Here is a 25,428-nt window from a genome sequence, read left to right as displayed (position 1 = left end):
GGGCCGAATATGAATTCATTATCAACGGAACAGCTTGGAATCGGTTATGGCGACAGGGTGATTGTAGAGGATTTAAATATATCGATTCCTAAAGGGAAAATTACCACCTTAATTGGCCCGAACGGCTGCGGGAAATCAACGATTTTAAAAACAATGTCCAGAATTATGCGTTCACATGCAGGTGCCGTCTATTTAAACGGCAAAGCGATTCATAAAATGTCTACAAAGGACATTGCGAAAGATATGGCGATTCTTCCACAGACACCTGAAGCGCCGAGCGGCCTAACAGTGCACGAATTGGTGTCGTACGGCAGGTTTCCGCATCAATCAGGATTCGGCAGATTAAATGACGAAGACCGCCGGATTATCAAATGGGCGCTTGAAGAAACAGGCATGGCTGAATATGCTGAACGGCCGATTGAGGCATTGTCAGGCGGACAGCGTCAACGCGTGTGGATTGCCATGGCGCTTGCGCAAGGGACGGAACTGCTTCTGCTGGATGAACCTACAACGTATCTTGATCTTGCACATCAGCTTGAAATTCTGCAGCTGCTTGACAGACTCAACAAAGAGCAAGGGCGGACGATTTTAATGGTCATTCATGACCTTAACCATGCAGCTCGTTTTTCTCATTATATGATCGCGCTCAAAAAAGGCACGGTCATCAAGGAAGGAACTGCTCTGGAGGTCATGACACCGGACATTTTGAAGCAGGTATTTCAGATTGATGCCGAAATCGTGACTGATCCCCGTACAAATAAACCTGTATGCTTGACATATGACTTGATTAAAAATGAAAAAGAGCTAGTTACTGTATGAAAAAATCCCGGTTTGAAGCCGGGATTTTTTTTATTCGGCTTTGAAAATACAATTTTTCTATTTGATTCCGTCATTTCAATAAAAGGATTGCAAGTCTTTTTGAATTAATAGATAATATTGGTTAGAATGTTTTGAAAATATTACATAGTTTACAGAAAGAGGAGATCGTTGTGTCCAAGAAGAAAAAATGGCTTATTGGCGGTGCGATATGTGCCGGTGTGCTTGTATTGGCTGGGATCGGCGCTGGCGGTTTTTACTTTTTTACCCACATGAACCAAGTTGCCGTATCATCGGAGCCCTATGCTGAATCGGTCGCGGTATACATGGGAGGAGATTCAGAATCAGGCCAAACGTTTTCTGGAAAGGTTGAACCTGAGAAACAGCAGAAAGTATACATAGATTCAGAAAAAGGCAGCATTAAAAAAACATACGTCAAAGAAGGCGATCAGGTTAAAAAGGGCGATAAGCTTTTTGAGTATGAGGGCGAGGATCATTCTGATGAAGTGGAGCAAGCAAATTTGCAAATTGAAATGACAAATCTGCAAATCAACCGTTTGCAAAAATCAATAACGGAAACGGAAAAGAAGCTGAAAGCGGCAGGAAAAGAAGAGAAAACCCAGCTTCAAGATGAACTTGATCAGGCCAATTTCGATTTGAAAACAAGCCAGCTTGAACTGAAGCAGCATCAAAAAGAACTGGCTGGCCTGACGAAAAACAAAGGTTCCAATGTCATTACAAGCAAGCATGACGGAATCGTTCAAAGCGTCAATCAGGATATCGCTGACGGTGCAACAGGCGACCAGGCAACGGGCCCGTATATCCAGATTGTTTCGACGGGCAAATATCTGGTCAAAAGCCAAATCAATGAGCTGTTAATGGACACGATCAAAAAAGGCAGCAAAGTCAGGGTCACGCTGAAAACAGGCGGTGAGGGCGAGTGGAAAGGAAAGGTCACCTCGATCGGCAAGCTTCCGGCGGGAGCAGGCGAGGGTGAAGAATCAGAAAGCTTTACTGATGAAGAAATAAACCCCCAGTCCTCTAACTATCCTTTCACCATTTTATTAGACAGCCATAAAGGTCTTGAAGTCGGCTATCATGTCAACATCGAAGTGATGAGTGATAATGCTGATGCGGATACGATCAAGCTGCCGTCCGACATGGTCATTCAGGATGACGGCGAACCGTATGTGTGGAAAGCTGATGAGAATCAGAAAGCGGTTAAGCAGCCTGTTGAAATCGGAGAGACTGATGAAAATGACATGGTGGAAATTAAGAGCGGCCTGACGCCGGAAGATTATGTGATCTATCCTGATCCCGCGGTCAAGGAAGGAAAGCAGGTTACAGTCAATGCTGACACTGAATAATATTTCGAAGTCGTACAAGCTGGGAAAAGAAGAAGTTCCAATCTTGAAACATATCAATCTGACTGTTCAGGCGGGGGAGTTTTTAGCTATTATGGGGCCTTCCGGTTCTGGAAAGTCAACGTTAATGAATATTATCGGCTGTTTGGACAGGCCAACCTCAGGAACCTATACGCTTGACCAGATCGATATATTGAAAGGGAAAGACGGAGCTTTAGCCGAAATTCGCAATGAATCAATCGGGTTTGTGTTTCAAACTTTCCATTTGCTGCCGCGTCTCACCGCGCTGCAAAATGTCGAACTGCCGATGATCTACAATAAAGTGAAGAAAAAAGAGAGAAGGCAACGGGCATATGAAGCGCTGGAAAAGGTCGGATTAAAAGACAGGGTCTCCTACAAACCGCCTAAGCTGTCCGGCGGCCAAAAGCAGCGGGTGGCGATAGCGAGGGCCCTTGTCAATCAGCCGAGGTTTATTTTAGCTGATGAACCGACCGGGGCGCTTGATACCAAATCAAGTGAACAAATTTTGTCACTGTTTTCTGAACTGCATCGGGAAGGCAAGACCATTATTATGATAACCCACGACCCGGACGTCGCCAAAAAAGCTGACAGAACCGTTTTTATCAGAGACGGAGAGCTGGTATTAGATGAGAGAGGAGATATCAGCCATGCTTGAACATATTCGAATCTCCTTTCAGTCCATTTTCTCTCATAAATTAAGATCCATTCTGACAATGCTCGGCGTGATTATCGGCATAGCGGCAATCATCGCGATTGTTTCAATGCTGAAGGGCCAAAGTGAGCAATTAAAGCAAAGTATGATCGGCATGGGAAACAACGCCATCAACGTTGTCTACCAGCCGTCTGGCGGAGAAGAGGAGAGCGGCGGCCCTCAGATGTCGTATGCGTCCGCGCCGCCTGTAGCGGAAGAAACTATAAAGGCGATCAAATCAGATCCAATGGTCAAAGGATTATCCTTATATTACTTGTCAGAAGGCGCGAGCGTTTTTCATTTAACAAACGTTTCGTATCCCCAAGTGTATGGAGTGGACGATGATTACTTCGACATGTTTCCAATCCGAATAACCGAAGGGAGAAAGCTGACGGAAAACGATTTAAACAGCACACACCAAGTAGTGATGATCAATGAAGCTGTCAGAGATGAACTGTTTCCAGACGGAGAAGCTCTGCATAAAAACATTGAGATGAATGGTGTGCCGTTTAAGGTCGTCGGTGTTTTTAAAGAAAAAAATCAACAGGAAAGCATGTTTGAAGGCGACTATGCGAACCCGGTTTTGTACGTGCCGAAAAAAGTGTGGCCGCTTATTGAAGGGTTTGACGCGCCAACGCAGATTGCCGTGCAGGCTGATTCTTCTGAGCATATCCAAGAAGCGGGTGTAATGGCTGCAGATCTTTTAAATCAGGGACTGTCAGAAGCTGAGCTGGAAAAAGCAGAGTACAGTGTAATGGATCTTCAGGAGATCGCGCAGGAAGTGGAGTCCTTTAATCAGTCATTTGCATTGCTGCTTGGCGGAATCGCCAGTATTTCACTTTTGGTGGGCGGTATCGGCGTCATGAACATTATGCTCGTTTCCGTAACGGAGCGCACGAGGGAAATCGGAATTAAGAAAGCGCTCGGTGCTAAGCGGCGTGTGATTTTATTTCAATTTTTAACCGAGGCTGTCGTGCTGACAAGCATTGGCGGAATACTCGGTGTGCTGGCGGGCTTCGGCATCGCCAAGCTGCTGACGGTCATTTTTCCGATGCCTTTTATCGTCTCCATTCCAGCTGTTGTCGGAGCACTCATCTTTTCAATGGCAGTCGGCATTATCTTCGGCTTGCTTCCGTCCATTAAGGCTTCGAAGCTTCAGCCTGTAGACGCGCTTCGCTATGAATAAAAAGAACGCATCCAATTGGAATGCGTTCTTTTTTTAGCTGGGAAGAGCCGAGTTGCATTTGTCTAAAATCAAAAAAACGGCTGCGACAATCATTTCTTCTGTGGTGGACAGCCAGATGTCGCTGATCAATTGGTCTGTTGTATGAGCAGTCATCCACAAAAACAGCAGCTGTACGATGCCGGCAAGGAGAATGAATAAACTTTTTCCTGTCTTGAAAAATGTAAAGCTATGTATCATCAGCCTTTCAAATGGTTCAAAGCATAATCCGAGAACAAGGAATACCACGGCAAAAAGCAGGACATGAGCTGCTGAGCGGTAGCTCGTTCCCGCTAAAGAAAACAATATATAGATGACAGCAAAATAGGTCAACACCACTGCTGCTGCGGCCAGCAAGTACTTTATGGAGAGCTGCAATAAGCGTTTTGAAGGGTTTTGATGTTTCACTGGTTCAGCTCCTTATGAAGGCTTGCAGAGAACGAGTGCTCTCTGCAAGCCGCAAGTCTTTTATTTACTGCATTTCTTTTTCACTACTGGGTGCTTTTCTTTTGAAAGCACATCAGTAAAGTCTTTGCCCAAGTCAAGGTGCGCTTGAACAAATGTTTCAGGAAGCATGGCAAGCCACTGGTTTAAAGATACATCAGCATAATGGTCGTCTTTGAAGATTTCTAAAAAGACAAGCGGTTCATCACCGATGTTTTCAACGTAATGACCCATTGCAAATGGCACATACCCGACATCACCGGCTTGGTAATTAAACGTTCTGGCATGGCCGTCAGATGCAAAAACGGTCATTCTAGCTTTACCGGAGATGTAGTATTGCCATTCATGGGTATTCGGATGCCAGTGCAGTTCTCTCATGGCGCCGGGTTCTACTGTTACGAGTGCTGATGCGATGGTTTTAGACACTTTGAAGTTTGTCGAATCTGCAATGTATACTTTTCCTCCCTCAGATGCGATCGGCTCTTGTTCAAGAAGGCGGTAAGTAAATGGATAAGGCACTTCGCCATTCGGCCCTTCCACAATATCATCTTTTAAGCTGCCAGGAAGTTGGTTTTCAAATATATATTTTTCTTTGCCAGGTAAATTGGCAATCTCTTCTTTTGTCACGCCGAAGTTCGCAGCAATGACTTCTTTTGGAGTGTGGGCAAGCCAATCTGTCAGCTGGAACGTGCTGTTTTCAGAGAATGATCCATCGTCAAACACGAGCAGGAACTCAGCTCCCTCATCCAGCGCTTGGATGGAGTGCGGCAGGCCTGACGGGAAGTACCAAAGGTCTCCTTCACCTACATCGTCAATAAAGCTGCGCCCTTTTTCATCTACAATTGTGACTCTTGCACTTCCGTAAATCATATAAGCCCATTCAGCTTCTTTATGCCAGTGAAGCTCGCGAATCGCACCTGGCTTCAGCCGCATATTTACGGATGCAAGGTTTTCTGAAATCGGCAATTCACGTACTGTCACTTCACGGGCATATCCGCCTTTTTCTAATCGGTTATGAGTATCAGAGAACGAAAACTTCATATTGCTGACGGTGCCATGATCGGTTTCAGGCGGAACGAGCATATCAGGATTTTGCCGGTCTCTTTCAATATTGCGCGGGATTTTTACCGTTGCTCCTTTGTCTCCTCTAATTGGCTGCGGAATGTCATTTTGTTTTTTCATGAAATGTTTCCTCCTTACATTTAATTGTGATAGCAGAAAGAGAAGGTGAAAGGCCTTTCGTTTTCCCTTCTGTTTTGTTAAGTGAAAAAAATCAGCGAAAAGTCAACTTTGATTGAAAAATTATTTTTTTGCATGATCTTTCAGTTCTGTCATTAGTTCTATTAGTTGATCAAACTTCTTTTCGAATCGGGTCAGCAGATACATTGCAATCAGCGCGGGAAATCCGAAATTGCCGATCTGTTTTACGACTTCCTCTATAAAAACCTGATCCATAGGAAAATACCTCCCTTCTTTTTCTGCAGTCATGTATGTAAGTGAAGGAAATCCGATAAAACGTAAACTGCTGCAAAGTATTTTGGAAGACACTAGTCGGAAAGTAGTAGTTTACTTTTTTTTGCTTTCCTTCATTTAATTTAGTAGGGAGGCGGTTTGATGGACTATCAAAGTCTTTTACGGTCAAAATGTAAGGAGATAATGAAGCATCCCATCGTGAAGCATTTTTTGAGCAATCCTCAGCATTACCATTTGTTCAAAAACGTAATGGAAAGCCCTAACGAAAAAGATGCAAAATCATTGGACAAGCTATTTAAGCAGTTTTATAAAGAAATCCGCATCGTCAAGTATATGAATTCAATGATCCGCATCTTTTCTATTGATTTTGATAAGCGGGTTCGCAAAAATCAAAAACGGTATCCGCTGACGGTTGATCATCCGGACGCAGGAGATCGGCTTCCTTCCGAAACAGGAAGCGATGCATTTGAAGAATTTTTAGACAGGCAGGATGATTTGAGCCAGCATGTTCAGGATTACCAGCTCTACCAAGCGATTCAGAAGCTGACTGACAAACAAAAAAGTGTGCTGACGAAAGTGTATCTTCACGGTGCCACGATGCAGGAGATTGCAGATTCATTAGGGGAGTCCCGACAAAACATTTCCAACATTCATAAAAAGGGGCTGGAGAATATCAGAAAGCAGCTAGCGGCGCAAAAAAAGGGGGAAAAGTAAGCTGTGGACGGCCAGTTTGAACAAAAAAAGAAACAAAAAGACGAGACTTATGACATTGAGCATCTGATTGCATGCTTTTCACCGATGATCAGAAAAAAACTCAGCAATACGTCCTATCAAGAAAGAGAAGATTTAGAGCAAGAGCTGAAGATCAAAATGTTTGAAAAGGCTGATATGCTTTTGTGTCAGGATGTCCCGGGATTTTGGGAGTTTATTTTGTACATGGTAGATGAGAACTCATAATATTTTCATATGAAAAAACATCAAAAGGGAGCGCTTGTTTGCTCCTTTTTTGCTGTTTTGATTTGCCAAGCTCCAATGTATTCAAAAATGTACCATAAATAAACGATATAATGATAAGATGAAAAAAACAGTGACAGAAAGGAACATAAAAGTGGAAAATGCGTCAATTTTAATCGTAGACGATGAGAAAGCGATTGTGGACATGATCAAACGCGTTCTCGAAAAAGAAGGTTATCGAAATATACTGGATGCAGCAAGCGCAGAAGAAGCGATTCCCGTTGTGAAGGCCAATAAGGTTGACTTGATTGTGCTGGATGTCATGATGGGCGGAATGTCCGGTTTTGAAGCCTGCACACTTATCAGAGAGTATTCAGACGCTCCGATTTTTTTCCTGACGGCAAGATCATCCGACGCGGACAAATTATCGGGCTTTGCGGTTGGAGCTGATGACTATATCACAAAACCATTTAATCCGCTGGAATTAGCGGCGCGGATCAGAGCGCATCTCAAGCGTACATATCAATCGAAAGAAACGAGTTCAAATCAAACCTACACATATGATTACTTTACTTTTTCTCCGCAAAATGCCGAGTTGATCGTAGGCGGGGAAGCCGTTGCCTGTTCAGCCCAGCTTCTGCAGCTTTTGCAGTATTTTTGTGAACACCCTAACATGGTGCTTTCCAAAGATCAAATATATGAAAAAGTATGGGGCTATCCTTCCTACGGTGACAACAACACCGTCATGGTTCATATTCGCAAGCTTAGGGAGAAGATTGAGCGCGATCCGAGCAATCCGGAGTATATTGTAACCGTTCGAGGTCTCGGCTATCGTTTTATCCCAAATCCTGAAGGCAAGCGGTCATGAGGTTAAGATGGAAGTTTTTGTTTCACTTTTTCGGCCAGATGCTGATTGTGATCCTGCTGCTTACGGTTATGCTTGTTGCGTCTTTTTTTCTATTTAGACGCTCGTTTTAGCGATGCGGAATCCAATTCAGGGCTGACGAAGGCAACGACCGACACACTTGAGGCATATCTCGATGTAAACGAAGACGGGACATGGGAAGTGGATAATTTCCTGAAGAAATCTGTTGACAAACAGCACGGCTGGATGCAAATCATTGATTCGGAAGGAAACACTGATTATTCCTACAGCGTGCCAAAAGACGTGCCTGGCACCTATACCAAGAAAGAGCTTTTGTCTATTTATAAAACCAAAAAGCTTCATAACTATAAACTGAATTATTGGGCCATCAATATTGAAGATAAGTCGTATCTTCTATTGTCCGGCTGGAAATCAAAAAGTGAACAGCTCCTGACTTCCGTTGAAAAGCGCGAACAAAAGATAGACTCACTAGCGCACTATAAGTCCAGTACCATCGACTATATTAAACGGAAAAAAGGCGCCATTTACCTGTTAGACAGCAATGGAAAGATTCTCGACAGCATCAACAGCACAAAAAGCGAAAGAAAAACGATGAACCAGCTGGAGCTGCTTAAATACAGCTCTAAGCCTTGGAACTATAAGCGGGAAATTTCCGTTAAGATCCTCAATAAAGACAGATGGATGGTCGCTACGGTGCCGAACCCTGTCTATGTAACCGATCAGGAGTTTAACAAATCATTCCTGAAAGTTGTATTAAAAGCGATGTTTCTCGTGATGGCCGTTTTGTTCATGTATATCATTTGGATGACCGTTTGGTATATGTTCCGATTCGGGCTGCCGATTTTTCACACGATTAGATGGCTGGTCAATCTGTCAAAAGGGAAGCTTGAGGAGCCCAGAAACCGGGAAGGCCGTCCTGTCAGCAAAAATAAAAAGGGAAAAATCAAACAGCCGTACCGCTTCTTCGGTGAGATATTTGAATCAATGGATCAGCTGACTGAAACGCTGAGAAGGGATAAAAGAAACAGAGAAAAAATCCAGGCGACAAGGGAAGAATGGATTGCCGGTTTGTCACATGACTTAAAAACACCGCTCAGCAGCATTTACGGCTACAGCATGATGCTCGAGTCGAAGCAGTATGACTGGTCGCCGGAAGAAGTGAAAGAAATGGGGCAGGTTGTCAGAGAAAAATCTGAATACATGTCCAAGCTGATTGAAGACTTAAATTTAACGTATCGCCTGAAAAATGATGCTCTTCCTATTGAGAGAAAGCTCACTAGCCTAATCCCGTTTTTTAAAAATGTCATTGAGGATTTTAAGAAAAATCCGTTTTCTGAAGGGTATGATATCTCGTTTGTATCCAAAGAAGAGCATATTGAATTTGCCCTGGATGAAGCGTGGTTCAGGCGCATATTAGAAAACCTCCTTGGGAATGCCGTGAAGCACAACGGCAAAGGAACAGAGATTCAAGTCATTCTGGAGCAAACAAAAAATCATATTTCTTTAAAGGTGAAGGACAATGGGAAAGGAATGGATGAAGAAACGATCACCCATTTGTTTAACCGTTACTACAGAGGGACGAACACAAAAGATTCAACTGCCGGAACGGGTCTCGGGCTCGCGATTGCCAAGGAGCTTGTCCATCTGCATAACGGAACGATCCATGTGAACAGCAGAATGGACATTGGAACGGTCATTACCATCCTTTTTAAAAAACAATAAACATCATGTGGTTTGGACACCTCTTTGCCGGGAATAACAATATATAGACTGAAGCTAAAGAGGTGTAACACATGGATGCAGTATTGGAAGCAGACACTCGGGCAGTGATTGGAGAAGGCCCGTTATGGGATGAAGAAAACGGCCGCTTATATTGGGTTGATATCCTGGGGAGCGAGCTCCACATCTTTGACCCTGAAGAAAAAATCAACCGATCAATCAAATTCAAATCCTTTGTGACGGCGCTTGCGAAATATTCAAAGGATGAACTGATTATGACGATGAAGGACGGGTTTTACCTGTATCATCTTCGGGATGACAGCTTGGAAAAAATTAAACAGCCGAAGGACATGCATGAGAGCCTGAGATTTAATGATGCTAAATGTGACCCGTACGGAAGGCTTTGGGCGGGGACGACGAGCATGGAAGGCGAGCAAAAACAGGCGTCGCTGTACCGTTTGAATCTAGACGGCAGTCTTGTCAAAATCAAGGATCAAGTCTCCACCTCAAACGGTTTGGATTGGGACCGCGAGCGGAATTTGATGTATTACATCGACACGCCGACCCAGGAGATTGTACGTTACAGCTATGATCCTCAAAGCGGGGATGTTTCGAATCCAGAACCTGTCTATCGTTTTGATCAGTCAGACGGATTGCCGGACGGCATGACAATTGACCAAAATGGCATGCTGTGGGTGGCGCTGTTTGGCGGCAGCCGCGTTGTTCACATTGACCCGTTTCAGAAAAAAGAAATCAATTCAATCAGCGTGCCGGCTAAATATGTCACGTGCTGCGCGTTCGGCGGCAGAGACTTAAAAACCCTTTACATTACAACGGCAACAGAACAAATGACAGAAAAAGAGAGATACGAGCAGCCTCACGCTGGAGGGTTGTTTTCAGCACAACTGGAAACAGGCGGATATCAGCCGGTACCATTTGCTGGAGACGTATAAAAAAACGCATCCGAAACACGGATGCGTTTTTTTATACTACAGAGAACGGATAATGCCGCCTTCCACACGCTGTGCCGTGCCGTTAATGGCGGATGCGGTGTCAGACGCGAGGAATACGATTGTGTTGGCGACTTCTTCTGCTGTCGCGTATCGCTGAATAAGTGAGGTTGGCTCATTGACCTTGAAATAGTCTTTGATAAATGTATCTATATCCTGGCCGGCTGCTTTTGCGGCGCCTTCCATATAGGATGCCACGCCCTCTGTCCAAGTAGGTCCCGGGAGCACTGAGTTAACCGTCACATTTGTGCCTTTTGTCATTTCAGCCATTCCTCTTGAAAGGCTGATCAGCGCCGTTTTTGTCATTGAGTATGGAATCATCGTTGGCAGCGGTTTGACGCCTGCTTCACTTGCAATATTTAAAATGCGGCCGCTGTTTTTGGCAAGCATTTTTGGAAGGAAGTGACGGCTTGTCCGAACGGCGCTCATCACGTTCACTTCGAAATATTGATTCCACTCTTCATCTGTCACATCGGCAAAGTCTTTTACCTCGAAGAAACCAAGGTTGTTGACAAGGATATCAATATCACCGATTTCATTTACTTTTTCAATAAAAGCCGCTGCTTCATCTGTTTTTGACAAATCGGCAGCAGCACCGTGCACCGTTCCATATCCAGAAAGCTCTTCAATCGTGCGATTAACAGTCTCCTGTTTGCGTCCGTTGACAATGACTGCCGCACCCTCTTGCAGAAAGCTTTTTGCGGCGGCTTTCCCGATACCGGACGTCGAGCCGGTGATTAAGACGAGTTTGTCTTTTAGCTGTAAATCCATAAGAATCATTCCTTTTGATTGATGATGGTATTAAGTATACAAGATCAAATTTAGTGTTTACGAGGATTTTGCTCCCATACACAATACGGGGAAAAGTCATTCGGGACACATATACAAGCCTGTCAGTCATATAGTATAATTACTCCGAAAAAAGGATACGAATGTCAAATAGGTGCCGGTCCGTGAACAACAGCCGGCTTAAAAGGGAAACCGGTAAAAGCCGGTGCGGTCCCGCCACTGTAATTGGCCAAGCGCCAAGAGCCAGGATACCTGCCTGTTTGATCAGCACGAATTCTGCGAGGACAGATGATGTGTAAACAATAGGCTTTTTTGTGTTGTTTACAGCATCTTTACCGTCGTAGAGATGCTTTTTTAGTTCGTTTAGGAGGAAGAGATTATGAAAAAACGAGCCGGGATATGGACTGCGCTCCTGTTGGCTGTTGTTATGCTGGCAGGCTGCGGCAATCCTGCGGATCAGAAGGATTCAAAGGCAAAACAAAAAACAGAAGCGTTTCCTGTCACCATTGATGATGCGTCAAACCAAGATGTAACCATCAAAAAAGAGCCAAAAAAGATTGTTTCATTAATGCCGAGCAACACAGAAATTACATACGCACTCGGCCTTGGTGACAAAGTGGTCGGTGTCACCACAAACGATACCTATCCAAAGGAAGTCAAAAAGGTTGAGAAAGTCGGAGATATGAATGTAAACGTTGAAAAAGTCATTTCTCTAAAACCAGATCTCGTTCTGGCCCATGAGTCTTCCATGTCAGCATCAGCGGATGCCATCAAACAGCTGAAAGACGCGGGCATTACAGTGCTGACTGTCAATGATGCACAATCATTCTCCGAGGTGTACAAATCAATCGAAATGATCGGAGAAGCTGGCGGGGCGGAGAAAAAAGCCGATCAGCTCGTGAAAAGTATGAAATCAGATCTAAAGGATATTCAAGAAAAAGCGAAAACCATTTCAAAAGACGAGGAGAAAAGCGTATTTATCGAGGTTTCTCCTGATCCTGACATTTATACAACCGGAAAAGATACGTTTATGAATGAAATGCTGAATGTCATCCATGCTAAAAACGCAGCTGCGGATCAGACAGGATGGGTGCAAATGACAGACGAGGCGATCGTAAAACTCAATCCTGATGCAATTGTTACAACGGACGGTGTGAAAGCGAAAGCTGTGGAAAAACGCGATGGCTGGAGCGAAATCAATGCTGTGAAACATCATCGTGTATATGATGTGGACCCTGATCTTGTGACACGTTCCGGTCCCCGTCTGATCGAAGGGGTCGAAGAACTTGCGGAAAGCATTTACCCGGATACGTTTAAAGAATAATCGTTATGCCGCATATATCATTGGTTTCTCATTTTTAGCCGTGAGCGTCATCTTAGGAATTTCTTGCGGCAGCCTGCATATTCCTATTCCCGCTGTTTTTCGTGTCTTTTGGCATCAAGGTTTCGGCGGCTCTATCGGTTCTGATGATCCGATGTACACTAATATTATGATGAATATCAGACTGCCGAGAGTTGTGCTGGCCGCCCTTGTGGGGGCGGCTCTTTCTATTGCAGGGGCCGCTTTTCAAGGATTGTTGAAAAATCCGCTTGCTGATCCCTATACGCTAGGTGTGTCATCCGGTGCTTCAGTCGGAGCTGTTGTGACTCTGTTCTTAGGTCTGCACCTTCCTGTCATCGGAGGGTTTACACTCCCGGTTGTGAGTGTAGCCGCGGCACTTGCCACGATGGCGGCGGTCCTTTTCTTCAGCCGCCTCGTTCATGCTTCGATGTCTGTTTCCACCCTCATTTTGACCGGTGTCATCACCAACTCTTTTTTGGGCGCATTTATTTCTCTTATCATCGCCTTGACAGGAGACAACCTGCTTCCGATTGTGCATTGGCTGCTTGGCAGCGTCTCAATGAGGGGCTGGAGCTATGTTATTTTGTTTCTCCCGTTTTTTCTTTTGGGAACCATTTTATTGATTATAAACGGAAGGGAACTGAACGTGATGACATATGGAGAAGATAAAGCAAAGCTTCTTGGAGTCAGTGTTCAGCAGAGGAAGATGCTGATTTTAATAGCCGGATCTCTTTTGACGGGAAGCGCTGTGGCAGTATCGGGTACGATTGGCTTTGTCGGCCTTGTGATTCCGCATATCACAAGGCTTTTGTGGGGAACGGACCATCGGCATTTACTGCCGCTGTCCGCCTTGCTCGGGGCAGGGTTTCTCGTTTTAGCCGATCTGCTTTCCAGAACCATCATTGAGCCGATTGAACTGCCGATCGGGATCATTACGTCCTTGGCGGGAGCGCCTGTGTTCGCTCTTATTTTAATTCGGCAGCACCGCGGGGGGAGAAGCTTATGATGAAGGCAGAAGGGCTGTCGGGAGGATACGGCGACAGCCGCCTAATTAACAATGTCAGCTTAACCGTGGAGAAGGGAGAATTTCTCGGAATTCTCGGCCCTAATGGAAGCGGAAAAACCACGCTTTTGCACTTGCTGACAGGTACGCTGCCGGCCAAGGAAGGCAGGGTTTATCTGGCTGGAAAACTGCTGGCGGACTATAAACCGAAGGAACTGGCGCAAATCATGGCTGTCCTGCCGCAAAAAACGGATCAAGCCTTCACCTTTACCGTCGAAGAAACTGTAGCCTTTGGCAGATATCCATTCCAAACGGGACTGTTCAGACAGCAGACTGAAAAGGATGAAGCCATTGTACAGGAAGCAATGGAGCAAACAGGAGTGGCCGATTTTGCGCAAAAGCCGATTCGCGAACTAAGCGGAGGGGAACAGCAGCGGGTGTATTTGGCACAAGCTTTGGCACAGCAGCCGCGCATTTTATTTTTGGACGAGCCGACTAATTTTCTCGATCTGGCTTATCAAAAAGACCTGCTTGATCTGATCAAACGCCTGACGAGAGAAAGCGGATTGGCGGCTGTCAGCGTTTTTCATGATCTGAACACCGCAAGCCTGTACTGTGATGAGCTCATGTTTATGAAAAACGGTACCGCCGGGCCTAAGCAAAAACCGGAATATGCTGTCACAGAACAAAGCATAAAGGCGGTGTACGATACAGATGTCACCGCCTTGGTACATCAAAGCTCACCTAAACCGATGATTGTGATTCAGCCTGAAAAAGATAGCGTGAAGCAGCAGTCTATCCCATTTGAAGCATTGCTCCAAGCGGGGCGTGATGACATTCTTCTGCAAACGGAAATCCCGCTTCGAACATTGTCCTCCACGCCTATCGGTGCAGGGTTTTCGTGGAGCAGGACGCTGATCCATAAACGGCTGCCAGATCAGCCAGATCCGATAGAAGGACTTACGGCCTGTCTTTCAGAAAGCGGTTTTCAACTGCAGGAGACGTGTGCGATGGCTTCTTCAGAAAGACTTGACCATTTCGTGTATCGAACATATGAAGACGGAGAGTTATCCGTTTTCATATGCGTTCAGACCGGCTTTTCGATTTGGATTTTGATTAACGGCTATGCGGCAGATCAATTCTTCATCAAGGCTCTTATGGCTGCCGAAGCAGAACGGACGAAAGTGCTGGGAGACGGAAGAGGCACAGGTGATATTCTCATCGCCGCGACTCAAACTCAGCAATCCGAAAACATAGAACAGCGGCTGAACCAATTGATAAAGAAAGGGACAGCTGAATGTATAAAAGAGGCTGCTGAGTTGTTTGAATAAGTCTGTAAAGGAGATTCAGGGTATGAAACTATATACAAAAACAGGCGATAAGGGACAAACGGGCTTAGTCGGGGGCAGGACGGACAAGGACAGCCTGCGCGTCGAAAGCTACGGCACGATTGACGAGCTTAACAGCTTTATCGGGCTTGCTTTGGCAGAGCTTTCCGGGCAGCTCGGCTTTGAAGATCTGACAGCCGAGCTGCTGACTATCCAGCATGAGCTGTTTGACTGCGGAGGCGATCTGGCAATCGTCACAGAAAGAAAAGACTATAAACTAACGGAAGAATCTGTTTCTTTTTTAGAAACACGCATTGATGCCTATACAGCAGAAGCGCCGGAACTGAAGAAATTTATTCTTCCAGGCGGATCAAAGGGTGCTTCGCTTCTCCATATCGCACGCACCATTACAAGGCGGGCAGAGCGAAGAGTGGTGGCGCTGATGAAATCGGAGGAGATTCATGAAACAGTGCTGCGTTATCTCAATCGTCTGTCCGATTATTTCTTTGCCGCCGCCCGGGTTGTAAATGCAAGAAGCGGTATTGGCGATGTAGAATATGAAAGAAGTGCCATTGTGTTTCGGGACCGAAACAGCAGTGAATCATAAAAAGTGAAAACGAAAGCCGGCGTGTTCAAATACATGCCGGCTTTTTTTGTTTTTCACTCTGTCAATTTCCCATTTTACGACAAAAAATGAACCTTATGAATTATTGACTGAAAAATGGAAAAATGAGATATTGTAATAAATAGATGTAAAAAATAGGCAGTGGGGGGCTCTGATGGATGGTGAATTTAATTGAAAGTGATAGCATCTGGAAGAGAAATTTCAATTATCTGTTTTTCTCAAGAATAGTCAAGATATCCGGCGATATGTTCGCATTTAATTCAATATTATGGTTTTTAATTTATGACGGCAAAGGTGCGATCGGCACTGCTTTATTGATTGCTGTCACGTTTTTGCCGGAAGCCGTTCTGGCGCCTGTGACGGGGCCTTTTATGAAACAGACCACGCTGAAATTTTGGATGTACTTTTCAGATCTGACAAGGGCGGCGATTGTTTTGATTATCCCTCTATGTCATTTTGCGGGCTTCTCTCCGCTGTGGTTTGTCATGACACTTATGATTGTGCATTCAGCTACTGGAGCTGCCTACAATCCCGCCTCTATCGCTTTGATTCCTCAAATCGTCAATGAACAGGGCATTCAAAAAGCAAACGCTGTGCTGCAATCCTCCGCTCAAATTGTCCGGCTTGGGGCTGTCACATTATGCGGCGCTTTTCTTACGTTTATCAGTCCTTCTTATACCATGCTTATCGCACTTGTGCTCTATTTGGTGTCGGGTTTTCTCGTTCTTTTTATTAAGTACACTGCGGTTGAATCTCAATCAGAGTCTGCGGTTGTTACACAGAGAGGCACATATATCGGAAGACTGAAACGCGGCTTTAGGCTCGTCAGAAAACACCAGATTTTATATCCGCTCGCCATTTACTGTATCTTTATGAATTTCGCGGCTGCCCCATGGGAAGCGCTCTCTGCCGTATACGTTGCGGAAGATTTAAACGGAGAGCCGATCGTTTACTCGCTGTTAAAAGCCACCACTGCCGGGGGTGCGTTTTTATTAGGGTTTGTGCTGGCGAAAGTCAAAGTAAACAGGTACGGCTTGTTATTCGTCACTGCTGGCATTATTGAAGGATTTGCTTTCTTTATTACCGGGATGAACACCTTTTTGCCGCTCGTCTTTTTCGCTGCTTTTACCTTTGGCGCCGCAGTCAGTGCTGTTAATGTTCCTGAGTACACGATTATCCAGACGTCTGTGGATAGTGAGGATCAGCCGCAGGTTTACGCCGTTATACATATGATCTCAAATATTTCGATTCCTGCCGGAGCTGTCATTTGCGGGTATGCCGCTAATGCTTTCGGCTCAGGAACAGTGATTGCTGCCGGCGGGATTGTCGAAATTATTGCGGGTATCGGAATCTTGCTGTTTACAAAACTGGCCAAAGCAGAAAGGTCCGACCTGATTAAAGAAAGGGAAGCAAGTGTTCATCTGTAAAGGGTTTTGAAACGCCATGCCTCGTGCATGGCGTTTTTTTGTGCCGATGGGTCCTGTGCGAGATACGACTCCGGTCTTATATAAAAATCAATCTCTGATTCGTTTTGCATATCTTCCAACTTGTATAAGATGAAGACAAGGAAAACGAAAGGAGGATCTGCATGAAGATCAACAAGAAAACAATAGGCGGATTCTTATTAATTGTATTTGGGATCTCCGTCTTTTTTGGAGGAGGAAGCTTCGGCTTTATCATCCCGCTCGCCATCGGGAGCTTGATGACATACGCAGGAGTCAAAAGGTTTGCCGCGGGAAAAACCATTACGGGAATCATCGTGGGCGGTATCGGAGCCATTATGCTCATCTGCTCACTTCCGTTTGTCGTCGGAATCGCATTGGCGGCCGCTATGGTGTATTACGGCTGGAAGCTGATGAAAAACGGATCAGCTGATAACGGTGTATCATCTTTTGATCCTGAACCGGCTTCTGCTGCCTACCAATCTCACTTTGATGACGAATGGGAAGAATTTTTGAAGAAAAAATAATATCAATATATTAGGAGGAATTAGGTATGGTATTAAAAAGAATCAGAGATATGTTTGTTGCGTCAGTTCATGAAGGACTTGATAAAATGGAGAATCCAAAGGTGATGCTGAATCAATATGTACGCGATATGGAAAGCGACATCGCAAAAGCAAAGCAAACAATTGTGAAACAGCACACGATTGCCTATCAATTTAAGAAAAAATATGAAGAAGCCGCTGAAGTGGCTGGCAAACGGAAAAATCAGGCACAGCTCGCATTTGACGCGGGTGAAGAAGAACTGGCGAAAAAGGCGCTGACTGAAATGAAGTATTTAGAAGGGAAGGCGGCTGAGCATAAAGCTTCCTATGAACAGGCAAACAGTCAGCTGGCTGATCTGAAAGAGCAGCTGGCTGCACTTGAAACAAAGCTTCAGGACGTAAAGGATAAAAAACAGGCGCTGATTGCGCGGGCAAATGCGGCGAAAGCTAAAGAGCATATGAATACGACATTTGACAAAATTGACAGTGAAAGCGCGTATCGTGAATTTTTACGTATTGAAAATCGTATTGAAGAAATGGAAATCCGCGCGAATTATTCAAAGTCAGCGGAAGCCGGCGCAGAACTTACACGTAAAGAATTCGCAGACGATGTGGAAGCGGAGATTGAAAAAATGCGGACACTTTCACTGCAAAAATCAGACCAGACACAAGCGGCAAATGAATAAGCGGAACGGGGAAGGATTTGCGGTCAAGTCCTTCCCTTCCGCACGTATCAATTCGCAAGCTTTTCCTTTATAATAGAATGAATGAGAAGGATGAAACCGAATGAAAAAAATGCTTGGCAAACTGTTGATCACTGCCGGTATTCTGGTTTGTTTCGCTGTTGTCGTAAAAGATGTGTTTGCTGCAGGCCTGGGTTTCATAAATGGCACAGAAGCCGATTCAGCCAGCGCATCGCCGCGGGAGATTGACAGCATGGTCATTGAGTCGGATAGCAAGGATGTCCGGATTATAGCGGAAGAACGAAGTGACATATCGGCAGGCATTTCAGGAGACTCAGGAAAGTTATTTGTTACTGAAAACAAAAGAAAACTGGAGCTGACCGTAAAGGAAAAAGAATTTCAATTTTTGAATGGGTTTAACCGTTCAACTCTTATCGTCAGGCTTCCGTATGATTATAAAGGTGATCTGGCAGTACGAACCTCAAGCGGCGACTTGTCTGTGGCCGGGAATGACCATCTTGCGCTTTCCGGGCTGAACGCAGTATCTGCGAGCGGAAATACGAGCGTGACGGACGTCCGCCTTCAAGATCTGAAAGTGAAGGCATCATCGGGGGATGTTTCCATTTCAAATACCGTCTCCAAAACAGCCGGCATTGATTTAGCTTCAGGGGACGCAAATCTGGTTCATGTATCAGGCTCTCTTGATGTGAAAATGACTTCAGGAGATTTTAATGCTGTATTGAAAAAGGTAACCGGTCCCGTATCTGTCACGCTGACAAGCGGCGATGCTAATGTAAGCCTTCCCCAAAACGGCAGCTTTGCAGTCAATGCTTTATCAGCAAGCGGTGACGTCAGTTCGCCGTATTCATTTGCTGATAAAGCACATAAAGAACAGCATCACATCACAGGCACGCAAGGAAGCGGCCGGCATCCAATCGACATCAAAACGGACAGCGGGGATCTAGCGATACGGTAGCACTAGGCAGAAGAAAGGAGGCGGACACCAGGAATGACAAAAAAACAGCTTCTCGGATTGATCATTGCTTTATTCGGCATCAGTATGTTTTTGCAAATTATCGGAATAGGCGATCTGCTGTTTTGGCCGCTCTTTTTTCTGATTGCCGGCTATTTCCTTAAAAAATATTCCCGTGATTGGCTTGGCTCCGTCATGTATATCTTTGCCGCGTTTCTATTTTTGAAAAACCTCTTCAGCATCACCTTTAATTTATTCGGTTATGCGTTTGCGGCATTTCTAATTTACGCCGGCTACAGGCTTATCAAAGGGAAGCCGATATTTGAACCGAATGAGAAACAGGTCAATCTCAATAAAAAAGAACATCATGATCCGCCAAAAGATGTAAAACATCCCGACATGCGCAGCTTTTTTATCGGTGAGCTGCAAATGATGAAGCAGCCGTTTGATCTGAATGATTTAAATGTTTCTGGTTTTATCGGTGATATCAAAATCGATTTGTCTAAAGCGATGATTCCCGAGGGAGAAAGCACAATCGTCATTAGCGGAGTCATTGGAAACGTTGATATTTATGTACCATCGGACCTTGAAGTAGCTGTCAGCTCGGCTGTTTTTATAGGAGACATCAATCTGATCGGCTCGAAGAAAAGCGGATTAAGCACGAAGGTATATGCCGCGTCAACCGATTTTAGCGAGTCAAAGCGCCGGGTCAAAGTGTCCGTTTCCTTATTTATCGGTGATGTGGATGTGAAGTACGTATGAGAAAAAAAATGCTTGCCAGCCTCCAATGGCGCGCCATCCGCATGACAACGGGAATCAGCCTGCTCCTTTTTGCCTGCCTGATTTCCTTTATGATGTTTTACTATCGGCTCGATCCGCTTGTTTTGCTGTCATCTAGCTGGTTCGGAATTCCGTTTATCCTGATTTTGCTTCTGATCAGCGTGACCGTCGGTTTCGCCTCAGGGTATATGTACGGCAACCGGTTGAAGACAAGGATTGATACATTAATTGAATCCATTTTAACCTTTGAAAACGGCAATTTCGCTTATCGGATACCGCCGCTCGGTGATGATGAAATCGGCCTGGCCGCTGATCAGCTGAACGAAATGGCGAAGCGCGTGGAACTTCAAGTCGCATCCCTCCAGAAACTTTCCAATGAACGTGCGGAATGGCAGGCTCAAATGAAGAAGTCGGTTATCTCAGAAGAACGCCAGCGATTGGCCAGAGATCTTCATGATGCGGTCAGCCAGCAGCTCTTTGCCATATCGATGATGACATCAGCCGTGCTGGAACATGTCAAGGATGCTGATGACAAAACAGTCAAGCGGATCAGGATGGTCGAGCATATGGCAGGCGAAGCCCAAAATGAGATGAGGGCGCTGCTGCTCCATTTACGGCCTGTTACCCTTGAAGGAAAAGGGCTGAAGGAGGGCCTTACGGAGCTTTTGGACGAGTTCCGAAAAAAGCAGCCGATTGATATTGAGTGGGATATACAGGACACAGCGATATCCAAGGGTGTTGAAGACCACTTGTTCAGAATCGTGCAGGAGGCCCTTTCAAACGTATTTAGACATTCAAAAGCGTCAAAAGTAACCGTGATTCTGGGCATAAAGAACAGCCAGCTCCGTCTGAAGGTGATTGATAATGGAAAAGGCTTTAAAATGGACCAGGTGAAAGCATCCTCATACGGATTGAATTCTATGAAAGAACGTGCAAGTGAAATCGGCGGGGTCGCCGAAGTGATTTCAGTAGAAGGAAAAGGCACCCAAATCGAAGTGAAGGTCCCGATTTTCCCGGAAGAAAAAGGAGAGAACGAACGTGATTCGAGTATTATTGATTGATGATCATGAAATGGTCAGAATGGGGCTCGCGGCTTTTTTGGAGGCGCAGCCCGATATTGAAGTCATCGGCGAAGCATCGGACGGCAGCGAAGGTGTTCGGCTTGCTGCGGAACTGTCGCCTGATGTCATTTTAATGGACCTTGTCATGGAGGGCATGGATGGCATTCAAGCTACAAAGCAAATTTGCCGGGAGCTTTCTGACCCGAAAATTATTGTGCTCACTAGCTTCATTGATGATGACAAAGTGTACCCGGTTATTGAAGCTGGCGCGCTCAGCTATCTGTTGAAAACCTCAAAAGCGGCAGAAATCGCCGATGCCATCCGCGCCGCAAGCAAGGGAGAGCCGAAGCTGGAGTCAAAAGTGGCGGGAAAAGTATTATCCAGGCTGCGCCACTCAGGTGAAAACGAGCTCCCTCATGAATCGCTTACGAAACGGGAGCTCGAAATACTCTTCCTGATCGCAGAAGGAAAGACAAACAAAGAAATAGGCGAGGAACTGTTTATTACGATTAAAACAGTCAAAACACATATTACCAATATTTTATCAAAGCTGGATGTCAGTGACCGGACGCAGGCGGCGGTGTACGCACACCGAAATCATCTCGTGAATTAGGCGGCTGTTATTTGTTTGCGCCTTTCGTTCCGAAGTCTCTGACAATCACATTGACCCGGTAGTCTATTTCCGCATTGCTGAAATAATCATCATCCCATTTTCTTGAGATCTTTTTCCACTTTTGAGGATAATGAATTCTGACTTGGTTTCCCAATCCGGTCACATCCGCTTTGATCTCTTTCTGCAGTTTCTCTGTAATAAATGTCGTTACTGTTTTGTGTACTTGTTTTTCGACTGTCTTTTCAATGCTTTTAATATATGAATCCTTAAACGAATCTTCACTAGGATTCCAGTCCTCAGATAGACGACCTTCAATAGTGCGGGTGACGGTGAATTTGAACTTTCCGTCCTTATAGGCCGTCTTGATCTTCCGATTGCTTGAATATACTTCATAAGAAAAGAGATGGCCATCGCGCTTCAAGTCAATGACGCCTCCCTCGACATTGCCTGAAAATAAGTTGATATTTTGAACCTCAATCGGGGTGAGATCTCCGTGCCATAATTTATTTTTGATGATAGAGGCTCCGTTTATCGCGAGCTTTCCGTTTTCCTTACCGACATGAGGGATGAGGAATGAATCGTCAGAGGTTAAGTGTTCTGAGATCTCCCCCAATGTAACTGGCTCCATCATTCTGATCGTCACCTTATTATTCTCTGTCAGATCATATATCACGTTGGATGCGGGTTCGTCTTCATCATTCATGTTAAATATATCCTTAGTTCGGCCGTTGGTGATAAAGACGTAGGAACTCCTCCTTGTTCCGTTGTCTCTGACAAACTGGTTAATAATGGCATCCGTTCCGATTTGATCCGCAATCACGTTTTTGGAAAGCAGAATGAGACGCAAATGCTGTAAAAACGTAGGATTATGCTTTAATGCAGAGGTTCTCATCATTTGATGGACAGTTTCACCCTTTGTGATAGAAAGCTGTGTCGGATCAGATGAAGAGCCCTCGCTGATTTTTTTCGGCACGAGAATTTGCTGTGTCAGCTCTAAATTTTCATCGTCAGGCTTGTCTAGCCCTACTCCGATCACTAAGCTTAATTCCTCGATATTCTCACTGTCCCAGCATCCGGACAGCAATAGGGTGCATATAAACATACATAAAATCCGGATTTTCATTTTGCTGTAATCCTCCTCTTGAGAGCTACAATGAAAAAGAGAATGAACGGAAGCAGAAACAGGGAGACAAAAATATAGCCAAGATAATCGCTATACATCATGACTTGATTGGCGTCATCCGGCCAGAGAGAAAAATAAAAGACCGCTATACCGATAATCACCATGCTTGTTTTAGTCGATAATCCAAATGTCTTCTTTAGCCCGTTAGCGGCAAAGTATCCGTAAATGACAAATGTGGTGAAAAACTGGATGATCCAGACCACCAGTAAAAACGATTCAAACCGTTCAATAAATATGCCTTTAAGCTCAAAGGACTGAAAGAGAGAAATAGTCGGCCAAATCAGCGTTTTTACCTCGGGAGCGGTCAAAGCTCCGACAACGATAATATACGTAAGGATATATAAAATAATCGGAATTAAAAATCCTAGAGACGCATATCTGAACGTGTATTTCTTTTTCTTCATATGTTCAGGAAGAAACAGCATCACTTCCATTCCTAAAAAAGAGATGGGAACGACGGTAAGGGAGTTTGCAATGGGTCCAAGGCCTTCGCCTAAAACAGGACGCAAATTATTGATATCAAAAATTTTAAAACTGATCCCGAACACAATCAGCAAAATAATAATGGTTACCGTTAAATAAAAGGGAAACAGCCGCGACACATCACTTAAGCCCCCAACGATTAAATAAATACCGCAGCAAATAAACGTTAAAATAATGACTTGAATTGGGGTTCTCTCCAACAGGAAAAACTTCACCATTTCAGCCATTGTCCGGGTCTCGAAGCTGGCTACGCCGAGGAAATAGCCGCAGATCAAAAGGCCGATGATGCTGCCGATCCATTTCCCAAGCCCTTCCTTCAAATATTCAAAGAGTGAAGGGTATTGATGTTTTTTCTGAATGAGCGTGTTTAAATAAATGAAGAAAATAAAAATGAAACCTTCTAATATCAGCGTGAGCCAGCCGTCAGGCGTATTAGCCTTAGTGGTCAGCGCTCGCGGCAATGTTAAAAGTCCGGCCCCAAGCATTGTATTTGCAACAATAGAAATACCTTGAAAGGTATTAAGTTTCAGTGGAGTCTGTTTTTGGCTCATTTGGATTATTCGCCTCTTTTGGTTTGTTTTTAATTGGGAGACGGATAATGGAGTCATCCGTATTTTTCAGGCTAAAGAAACCGTTTGGCGAAAAATACGGAGACCCAAAGCTCGTTTGTCTCGTTAAGTGCGTATAAACGACAAGCATAAATAAAATAATGCCGTACAGCCCTAAAATAGCGGCGGAAAACATCGAAATAAAACGCAGCACCCGGAAAGACAGACCCATTCCGTATTGAGGAACGGTAAAGGATGCCAGGGCAATGACACTGACGACAATGACCATAATCGAACTGACGATATTCGCTTCTACAGCAGCCTGTCCGATGACTACGGCCCCAACGAGGCCGATCGTCTGTCCGAGCGGATTGGGGAGTCGCAGTCCGGCTTCCCTTAGCAGCTCGATGGTTACTTCCATCAGCAGGGCTTCAAATATCGGAGGGAACGGCACGTTTTCCCTGTTCGCCGAAATCGTGACGGCGAGTGCGGTCGGCAGCATCCCCTGATGGAAGGAAACGAGTGCAATATAAATCGATGACAAAAACAAGGTGATAAAGATAGAAGCATAGCGCAGCAACCGGATAAGAGATGCTGAAATCCAGCGTTCATAGTAGTCTTCCGGGGATTGCATCAGGATGCTGAGAGAAACCGGCACCAGCAGCACAAATGGTGAACCATCGACCAAAATTGCCACACGGCCGTTAAACAGGGCTGAAGATACTTTGTCAGGTCTTTCCGTATTTTGTATCTTCGGAAATGGTGAATATTTATTATCTTCAATGAGCTCCTCGAGCGTTCCGCTGTCCTGGATATCTTCCAGCTGGATATTTTTAAGCCGCGCCTTCACTTCTTTTATGACGGACTTTTTCGCTTTGCCCTCAATGTACATAATGGCTGCGGGCTTCAGCTTGTTTTCGCCGATCATGATTTTTTTGGTGATCAATTTCGGATGAGAGGTTCTTTGTCTGATCAGAGCGAGATTTGTATCAATATCCTCTACAAACGCAAGTTTTGGGCCGCGTACCACATTTTCAGTTGTCGGCTCTGTCAGGCTTCTTGTTTTTTTCTTTCCTGTGGTCAGAATATAGGCTTTATCCAATCCGTTGATAAACACAGCACAATTGCCGTTGAGAATCGATTCAATCGTTTTTTTTGCGGTTTCAATAGGTCTTGCGTCAAGCTGGTCAAGGCGTTTTTTGACCTGGTCAAGCGTTAAGGTCTCCTCATCTTTAATTAAAGTTTTAATGGCTTCTGACACCTTATTCTCATCAGTCAGTTCACTGAAATAGAGATAGTAAAAAACCAGTCCGTTCGCAAGCATTTTTTTGTTTTTCACCAGATCATCGTTTTCTTTTAATTTTGGCAGCACCAATGCTAAATTATCGTGTATATATTCCTTAAACTCTGTTTGTTCCAATGAGGTCACC

At 44.8% G+C, this 25,428-nt stretch carries 26 protein-coding genes, 1 pseudogene and 1 riboswitch; of the genes and pseudogenes, 20 read left to right on the top strand and 7 right to left on the bottom strand.

What is annotated here, in order from left to right; all coding sequences use genetic code 11:
* The first annotated feature begins 9 nt into the window (after positions 1-9).
* The 4 genes from NSQ09_RS01515 (at position 10) to NSQ09_RS01500 (ending at position 4,078) form a co-directional block, all read left to right on the top strand.
* The gene (locus NSQ09_RS01515) at positions 10-819 is read left to right on the top strand and encodes an ABC transporter ATP-binding protein (RefSeq protein WP_003243882.1); all 810 of its coding nucleotides are present in this window, start codon (positions 10-12) and stop codon (positions 817-819) included.
* A 170-nt stretch (positions 820-989) separates the two neighbouring features.
* On the top strand, positions 990-2,183 hold the full coding sequence (locus tag NSQ09_RS01510) for an efflux RND transporter periplasmic adaptor subunit (protein WP_129137902.1): 1,194 nt from the start codon (positions 990-992) through the stop codon (positions 2,181-2,183).
* The gene (locus tag NSQ09_RS01505) at positions 2,167-2,856 is read left to right on the top strand and encodes an ABC transporter ATP-binding protein (protein ID WP_014480848.1); all 690 of its coding nucleotides are present in this window, start codon (positions 2,167-2,169) and stop codon (positions 2,854-2,856) included. The genes NSQ09_RS01510 and NSQ09_RS01505 overlap by 17 nt, the downstream gene beginning before the upstream one ends.
* Complete coding sequence (locus NSQ09_RS01500; RefSeq protein ID WP_043858677.1) at positions 2,849-4,078, top strand: ABC transporter permease; 1,230 nt, start codon at positions 2,849-2,851, stop codon at positions 4,076-4,078. Before NSQ09_RS01505 ends, NSQ09_RS01500 begins: the two co-directional genes overlap by 8 nt.
* Positions 4,079-4,111: 33 nt before the next feature.
* Here the strand turns inward: NSQ09_RS01500 and rsiO are convergent, their stop codons facing one another.
* The 3 genes from rsiO to NSQ09_RS01485 form a co-directional block, all read right to left on the bottom strand.
* On the bottom strand, positions 4,112-4,522 hold the full coding sequence (gene rsiO, locus NSQ09_RS01495; protein WP_017696401.1) for an acid stress-sensitive anti sigma factor RsiO: 411 nt from the start codon (positions 4,520-4,522) through the stop codon (positions 4,112-4,114).
* Between the two features lie 60 nt (positions 4,523-4,582).
* A complete protein-coding gene (gene oxdC / locus NSQ09_RS01490; protein WP_017696402.1) occupies positions 4,583-5,740 on the bottom strand; it encodes an oxalate decarboxylase in 1,158 nt (385 codons plus the stop codon).
* A 120-nt stretch (positions 5,741-5,860) separates the two neighbouring features.
* Positions 5,861-6,013 (bottom strand): YvrJ family protein, encoded by a 153-nt coding sequence (locus tag NSQ09_RS01485; RefSeq protein WP_017696403.1) that lies wholly within the window; start codon positions 6,011-6,013, stop codon positions 5,861-5,863.
* Positions 6,014-6,214: 201 nt separating this feature from the next.
* On the opposite strand from NSQ09_RS01485, the gene sigO reads away from it, so the two are divergent.
* The 5 genes and pseudogenes from sigO (at position 6,215) to NSQ09_RS01460 (ending at position 10,543) form a co-directional block, all read left to right on the top strand.
* On the top strand, positions 6,215-6,745 hold the full coding sequence (gene sigO, locus NSQ09_RS01480; RefSeq protein WP_072557271.1) for an RNA polymerase sigma factor SigO: 531 nt from the start codon (positions 6,215-6,217) through the stop codon (positions 6,743-6,745).
* A 3-nt stretch (positions 6,746-6,748) separates the two neighbouring features.
* Complete coding sequence (gene rsoA, locus NSQ09_RS01475) at positions 6,749-6,988, top strand: sigma-O factor regulator RsoA (RefSeq protein ID WP_003228484.1); 240 nt, start codon at positions 6,749-6,751, stop codon at positions 6,986-6,988.
* Positions 6,989-7,139: 151 nt separating this feature from the next.
* Entirely contained in the window at positions 7,140-7,853 is a 714-nt protein-coding gene (yvrH, locus tag NSQ09_RS01470) for a two-component system response regulator YvrH (RefSeq protein WP_017696405.1), read from the top strand.
* Positions 7,850-9,593 (top strand): annotated as a pseudogene (gene yvrG / locus NSQ09_RS01465) (two-component system sensor histidine kinase YvrG). Before yvrH ends, yvrG begins: the two are co-directional and overlap by 4 nt.
* 71 nt (positions 9,594-9,664) lie before the next feature.
* Positions 9,665-10,543, top strand: a complete 879-nt coding sequence (locus NSQ09_RS01460) for an SMP-30/gluconolactonase/LRE family protein (protein ID WP_003228493.1) — start codon at positions 9,665-9,667, stop codon at positions 10,541-10,543.
* 36 nt (positions 10,544-10,579) lie between these two features.
* Here the strand turns inward: NSQ09_RS01460 and NSQ09_RS01455 are convergent, their stop codons facing one another.
* Positions 10,580-11,371: an SDR family NAD(P)-dependent oxidoreductase gene (locus NSQ09_RS01455; RefSeq protein WP_095843932.1), complete on the bottom strand. Its 792-nt coding sequence runs from the start codon at positions 11,369-11,371 to the stop codon at positions 10,580-10,582.
* 153 nt (positions 11,372-11,524) lie between these two features.
* A riboswitch (cobalamin riboswitch) is annotated at positions 11,525-11,663 on the top strand.
* 105 nt (positions 11,664-11,768) lie between these two features.
* Here NSQ09_RS01455 and NSQ09_RS01450 point away from each other — a divergent pair.
* The 11 genes from NSQ09_RS01450 to liaR all read left to right on the top strand — a co-directional run bounded on the left by NSQ09_RS01450 (position 11,769) and on the right by liaR (position 21,784).
* Positions 11,769-12,713 carry an ABC transporter substrate-binding protein gene (locus NSQ09_RS01450; RefSeq protein WP_003228496.1) on the top strand — a complete coding sequence of 315 codons (945 nt, stop codon included), beginning with the start codon at positions 11,769-11,771 and terminating at the stop codon, positions 12,711-12,713.
* A complete protein-coding gene (locus NSQ09_RS01445) occupies positions 12,676-13,737 on the top strand; it encodes a FecCD family ABC transporter permease (RefSeq protein WP_033882094.1) in 1,062 nt (353 codons plus the stop codon). The genes NSQ09_RS01450 and NSQ09_RS01445 overlap by 38 nt, the downstream gene beginning before the upstream one ends.
* A complete protein-coding gene (locus tag NSQ09_RS01440) occupies positions 13,737-15,065 on the top strand; it encodes an ABC transporter ATP-binding protein (RefSeq protein ID WP_072592611.1) in 1,329 nt (442 codons plus the stop codon). The genes NSQ09_RS01445 and NSQ09_RS01440 overlap by 1 nt, the downstream gene beginning before the upstream one ends.
* 22 nt (positions 15,066-15,087) lie before the next feature.
* Positions 15,088-15,669 (top strand): cob(I)yrinic acid a,c-diamide adenosyltransferase, encoded by a 582-nt coding sequence (locus NSQ09_RS01435; RefSeq protein ID WP_014480837.1) that lies wholly within the window; start codon positions 15,088-15,090, stop codon positions 15,667-15,669.
* A 176-nt stretch (positions 15,670-15,845) separates the two neighbouring features.
* Positions 15,846-17,114 (top strand): MFS transporter, encoded by a 1,269-nt coding sequence (locus NSQ09_RS01430; RefSeq protein ID WP_014480836.1) that lies wholly within the window; start codon positions 15,846-15,848, stop codon positions 17,112-17,114.
* Between the two features lie 161 nt (positions 17,115-17,275).
* A complete protein-coding gene (liaI, locus tag NSQ09_RS01425; RefSeq protein WP_014480835.1) occupies positions 17,276-17,656 on the top strand; it encodes a cell envelope stress-induced membrane anchor protein LiaI in 381 nt (126 codons plus the stop codon).
* Positions 17,657-17,682: 26 nt separating this feature from the next.
* Positions 17,683-18,360 (top strand): stress responsive protein LiaH, encoded by a 678-nt coding sequence (gene liaH, locus NSQ09_RS01420; RefSeq protein ID WP_015714684.1) that lies wholly within the window; start codon positions 17,683-17,685, stop codon positions 18,358-18,360.
* Positions 18,361-18,460: 100 nt separating this feature from the next.
* A complete protein-coding gene (gene liaG, locus NSQ09_RS01415) occupies positions 18,461-19,333 on the top strand; it encodes a LiaG family protein (protein ID WP_341030459.1) in 873 nt (290 codons plus the stop codon).
* Between the two features lie 33 nt (positions 19,334-19,366).
* A complete protein-coding gene (liaF, locus tag NSQ09_RS01410) occupies positions 19,367-20,092 on the top strand; it encodes a LiaRS two-component regulatory system accessory protein LiaF (RefSeq protein ID WP_014480832.1) in 726 nt (241 codons plus the stop codon).
* The gene (liaS, locus tag NSQ09_RS01405; RefSeq protein ID WP_014480831.1) at positions 20,089-21,171 is read left to right on the top strand and encodes a two-component system sensor histidine kinase LiaS; all 1,083 of its coding nucleotides are present in this window, start codon (positions 20,089-20,091) and stop codon (positions 21,169-21,171) included. The genes liaF and liaS overlap by 4 nt, the downstream gene beginning before the upstream one ends.
* Positions 21,149-21,784, top strand: a complete 636-nt coding sequence (liaR, locus tag NSQ09_RS01400) for a two-component system response regulator LiaR (protein ID WP_014480830.1) — start codon at positions 21,149-21,151, stop codon at positions 21,782-21,784. The genes liaS and liaR overlap by 23 nt, the downstream gene beginning before the upstream one ends.
* Before the next feature lie 7 nt (positions 21,785-21,791).
* Here the strand turns inward: liaR and gerAC are convergent, their stop codons facing one another.
* From gerAC to gerAA, 3 genes are read right to left on the bottom strand one after another with little or no spacing between them, the layout of a single operon-like run.
* The gene (gerAC, locus tag NSQ09_RS01395; RefSeq protein ID WP_095010576.1) at positions 21,792-22,907 is read right to left on the bottom strand and encodes a spore germination receptor protein GerAC; all 1,116 of its coding nucleotides are present in this window, start codon (positions 22,905-22,907) and stop codon (positions 21,792-21,794) included.
* Positions 22,904-24,001 (bottom strand): spore germination receptor protein GerAB, encoded by a 1,098-nt coding sequence (gene gerAB / locus NSQ09_RS01390; RefSeq protein WP_341030457.1) that lies wholly within the window; start codon positions 23,999-24,001, stop codon positions 22,904-22,906. The genes gerAC and gerAB overlap by 4 nt, the downstream gene beginning before the upstream one ends.
* Entirely contained in the window at positions 23,970-25,418 is a 1,449-nt protein-coding gene (gene gerAA, locus NSQ09_RS01385) for a spore germination receptor protein GerAA (protein WP_041339037.1), read from the bottom strand. Before gerAA ends, gerAB begins: the two co-directional genes overlap by 32 nt.
* Positions 25,419-25,428: the final 10 nt, after the last annotated feature.

The organism is Bacillus sp. FSL W8-1202, from assembly GCF_038006165.1.
In the GTDB taxonomy this organism is placed as follows: Bacteria; Bacillota; Bacilli; order Bacillales; family Bacillaceae; genus Bacillus; species Bacillus subtilis.
Note: the sequence above shows the minus strand (reverse complement) of the source record. Positions and strands in the feature narration are given on the sequence as shown.